3 protein-coding genes are annotated in these 3,580 nt (G+C 67.8%); 1 reads left to right on the forward strand and 2 read right to left on the reverse strand.

Annotated features, from left to right (window positions below):
• The first annotated feature begins 85 nt into the window (after positions 1–85).
• The gene (locus WB785_RS22385; protein WP_424081939.1) at positions 86–1,471 is read left to right on the forward strand and encodes a DNA polymerase IV; all 1,386 of its coding nucleotides are present in this window, start codon (positions 86–88) and stop codon (positions 1,469–1,471) included.
• An 8-nt stretch (positions 1,472–1,479) separates the two neighbouring features.
• On the opposite strand, the gene WB785_RS22390 is transcribed toward WB785_RS22385, so the two are convergent.
• Positions 1,480–2,214: a PE-PPE domain-containing protein gene (locus WB785_RS22390; protein ID WP_424081935.1), complete on the reverse strand. Its 735-nt coding sequence runs from the start codon at positions 2,212–2,214 to the stop codon at positions 1,480–1,482.
• Between the two features lie 406 nt (positions 2,215–2,620).
• On the reverse strand, positions 2,621–3,541 hold the full coding sequence (locus tag WB785_RS22395) for an asparaginase (protein WP_424081937.1): 921 nt from the start codon (positions 3,539–3,541) through the stop codon (positions 2,621–2,623).
• Between the last annotated feature and the right edge of the window lie 39 nt (positions 3,542–3,580).

The raw sequence follows: 3,580 nt of genomic DNA on the forward strand, positions 1-3,580 counted from the left end.
GCTGCAGACAACGCGATGGCAGAGGTTCATCGCCATGGATACCGACGTTAGCGCAATAGCATCGGTGATTGTGGATTCCCGCTGGGTGCTGCACCTCGACATGGACGCGTTCTTCGCGTCCGTCGAGCAACTCACCCGGCCCACGTTGCTGGGCCGCCCGGTGCTGGTCGGCGGTCTGGGCGGGCGCGGCGTGGTGGCTGGCGCGAGCTACGAATCGCGGGTGTTCGGCGCCCGGTCGGCCATGCCGATGCATCAGGCCCGCCGGCTGGTGGGCGCTGCGGCGGTGGTGCTGCCGCCGCGCGGCGTGGTCTACGGAGTCGCCAGCCGCCGAGTCTTCGACACCGTCCGCGGGCTAGTGCCAGTACTCGAACAGCTCTCTTTTGACGAAGCTTTCGGGGAGCCGCCAGAACTGGTCGGCGGCACGCCCGCCGAGGTCGAGCAGTTCTGCGAGGGCCTGCGTCGGCGGGTGCGCGAGGAGACCGGCCTCATCGCCTCCGTCGGGGCCGGCTCGGGCAAGCAGATCGCCAAGATCGCGTCCGAAATGGCCAAACCCGACGGCGTCAGGGTGGTCGGGCGTGCTGAGGAGCAGCCGTTGCTGGGCGCTCTGCCGGTGCGCAGGCTGTGGGGGATCGGGCCGGTCGCTGAGGAGAAGCTGCATCGGCTGGGCATCGACACGATCGGGCAGCTGGCCGCGTTGGCCGATACCGAGGTGGCCAGCATTCTGGGGGCGACGGTCGGGCCGGCGTTGCATCGGCTGGCCCGAGGCATCGACGACCGTCCGGTCGCCGAGCGGGCCGACGCCAAGCAGATCAGCGCCGAATCCACCTTCCCCGCGGATCTGACCGCGCTTGACCAGGTGCGTGAGGCGATGGGTCCGATCGCCGAACATGCCTATCGGCGGCTGCTACGCGACGGTCGAGGTGCTCGCACGGTCACCGTGAAGCTGAAGAAATCCGACATGAGCACGCTGACCCGCTCGGCCACGCTGCCCTATGCGACGACCGAGCTGGCCGCGTTGAGCTCGCTGGCCCAGCGGTTGCTGCTCGATCCGCAGCAGATCGGGCCGATTCGCCTGCTGGGCGTGGGGTTTTCCGGCCTCAGCGATGTGCGCCAGGAGTCGCTGTTCCCCGATCTCGAGGCCCTCGCAAGCGGGTGGGGTCCCCGCGCAGCTGGGGAGTACCCCCAGTCAGCGGAGACTCCGCCGCCCCACCAGGTGGTCGATGCCGTGGCGGAGCCGGAGATTGCGACCTGGCGGATCGGCGACGACGTCACCCACCCGCAGCACGGACATGGCTGGGTGCAGGGTGCCGGCCATGGCGTGGTCAGCGTGCGCTTTGAGACACGCGTTAGCGGCCCGGGTCCGATGCGCACGTTTCCCGTCGAGGAGTGCGCGCTGAGCAGCGCCAACCCGGTGGACAGCCTGGACTGGCCGGACTACGTCGCCGCCCTACGGGCCGACGAGCCGGTGTGACGGCCTGATCATCCCGTTGCGGGCGCGGCAGCGAGCAGCGCTGCTACCAGCTCCACGCTGGTCAGCGTTGGAATGTCGTTGACGGTTGTCATTCCTTCGGCTACAGGTGTGGCCGCGTCGATTTCGGCTGGCGTCAACCCCATGTAGGCGTCGTGGAGTTCCATCCCGAACAGCTCAGCAGGCAGTGTGTTGCCGTCGGAACCGGGCTGCGCATAGAAGTCGCCGTTGATGTTGTACACCTCGGTCGGGTACAGGTTGTCGGGGACGCCGCTGGGGTTGGCGCCGAGCATCACGAAACGTAAAGCGTCGGTGGGGATGTGGTCAGCGGCGAGCTGCTGTTCGGCCAGCGAGGCGACGGCGCTGCTTTGTGAGTAGGTGAAAATGGTCAGCGGGTCGCTGCACACGCCGGAGGCATCGCAGCCCATGTCGCCGGCGTCGTAGTCGGCGACGACCGCATTGATGAGGTCCTGCTCGCCCTCCGGCACGCTCGTGCTGTAGTCGGTGGTTTCCGGAGTGGTCAGCGCCACCGTCGTCGCGGTGGTGCCGTCGTACCCCAGCGGGTCGAGGTACAGCCTTTGCGCGTCGCTGATGTAAGCGGCATCCGGTGTCGGTATGCCGGTCGGGCCCAGGATTAGCGCGTCGTCTGAGCCGGACAGAAAGTCGCCACCGTCGTCGGCGTTGGCTGCATCGGCCAAAGCCACCGCGGCGCCGCACAGCGCGGCGCCGAGAATTACTTTCTTCATAGATCCCCTCAGTTCCTAAGGATGAGAGATGGCGTCGCCGAGCCGGTCTGCACGGCAGGCGACTACGTTGTCGAACATTTCCCCTGGTAGATGTCGATCGCGCGCTATAGCACTGCCTTCCGACGAGCTGAGTTATCTCAGGTGCGGTTCAGGTAATCCCCCGACGCGAACTAATCCAAACAAATAGTTGGCGAAGTCAGACCTCGATGTGCTAACCCAATCGGGCCGAGTGCAGAAGGTGTTGTGGACGCCGCGTTGTGCTGGCTGAGTCGCCGATCATCACGAAATGTAAAGCGTCGGTGAGGATTTGCCAGGCGGCGAGTTGCTGTTCCGCGGGGAGTTGATGACGCTGCTTTGCGAGTGGCTGAAGATGGTCTGCGGGTCGCTGCGCACGCCGGAGATTTCGTCAGCGCAGCCGGTCGACGACGTCGCGCAGCGGTAGCTGGGCGGCCAACGCCGCCATCACCAGCACGCGCGCCTGGCTCGGGGGCAGCCGAGACATCATCACCGCACCCGCCTCGACCAGGTCGTGGCCCGGTCCATATCCGGGGCTGACCCGGCCGCCGACGACTCGGGTGGAGACCGCGACCACGACTCCGTCTCGGCAATGCCGCCGCACTCTGTCGATCACCGCATCGCCGGCGTTGCCCGAACCGAGCGCTTCCAGCACGAGGCCGCGCGCGCCGGCTGCGACGCAGGCGTCCATCGCCACCGCATCACCGCCGGGGTAGGCGGCGACGATGTCGACCCGCGGAGCGCTTGCCGCGCTCAGTTCGCCGAAGTAGGGGCGAGTCTTCGGCCGCGCCAGCATCACCCCGCCGTCGACGCTGCCGAGGAGCTCACCGGCGAAACCCTCTCCCGTCGCAACCTTGTACAGGCCCGACGGCTGCAACACACGGCCGCCGAAGCACACCAGCACACCCAGGTCGCGCGCAGCGGGACTGGACGCCACCGACAGGGCGTCGCGCAGATTTTTTGGGCCATCGGCGTCGGGCGCGTCGGCGCTGCGCAGGGCGCCGGTGATCACCAGCGGACTCGCTCCCGCATAGGTCAGATCCAGCCACAGCGCGGTCTCCTCGAGGGTGTCGGTGCCATGCGTCACGACCACGCCTTCGGCGCCGTGAGCCACCGCGGCCCGGGCCGACGCGCCGATCACATCCCAATCGGCCGGAGTCAACTGCGAGCTGTCCAGGGACAGCACGTCGACGACATCAACGTCCAGGCCAGCGGTCAACTGGGCGCCGCCGCGTGTTGGCCGCTGGACCCCATCGGCGGCGGTGCTGCTGGCGATCGTCCCACCCGTGGCGATGACGGTGAGGCGGCTCATGGGACAAATCATTCCGCATCACGCGGCGGAGCCGGGCGC

This window comes from Mycobacterium sp. (assembly GCF_049585075.1).
Classification (GTDB): Bacteria; Actinomycetota; Actinomycetes; order Mycobacteriales; family Mycobacteriaceae; genus Mycobacterium.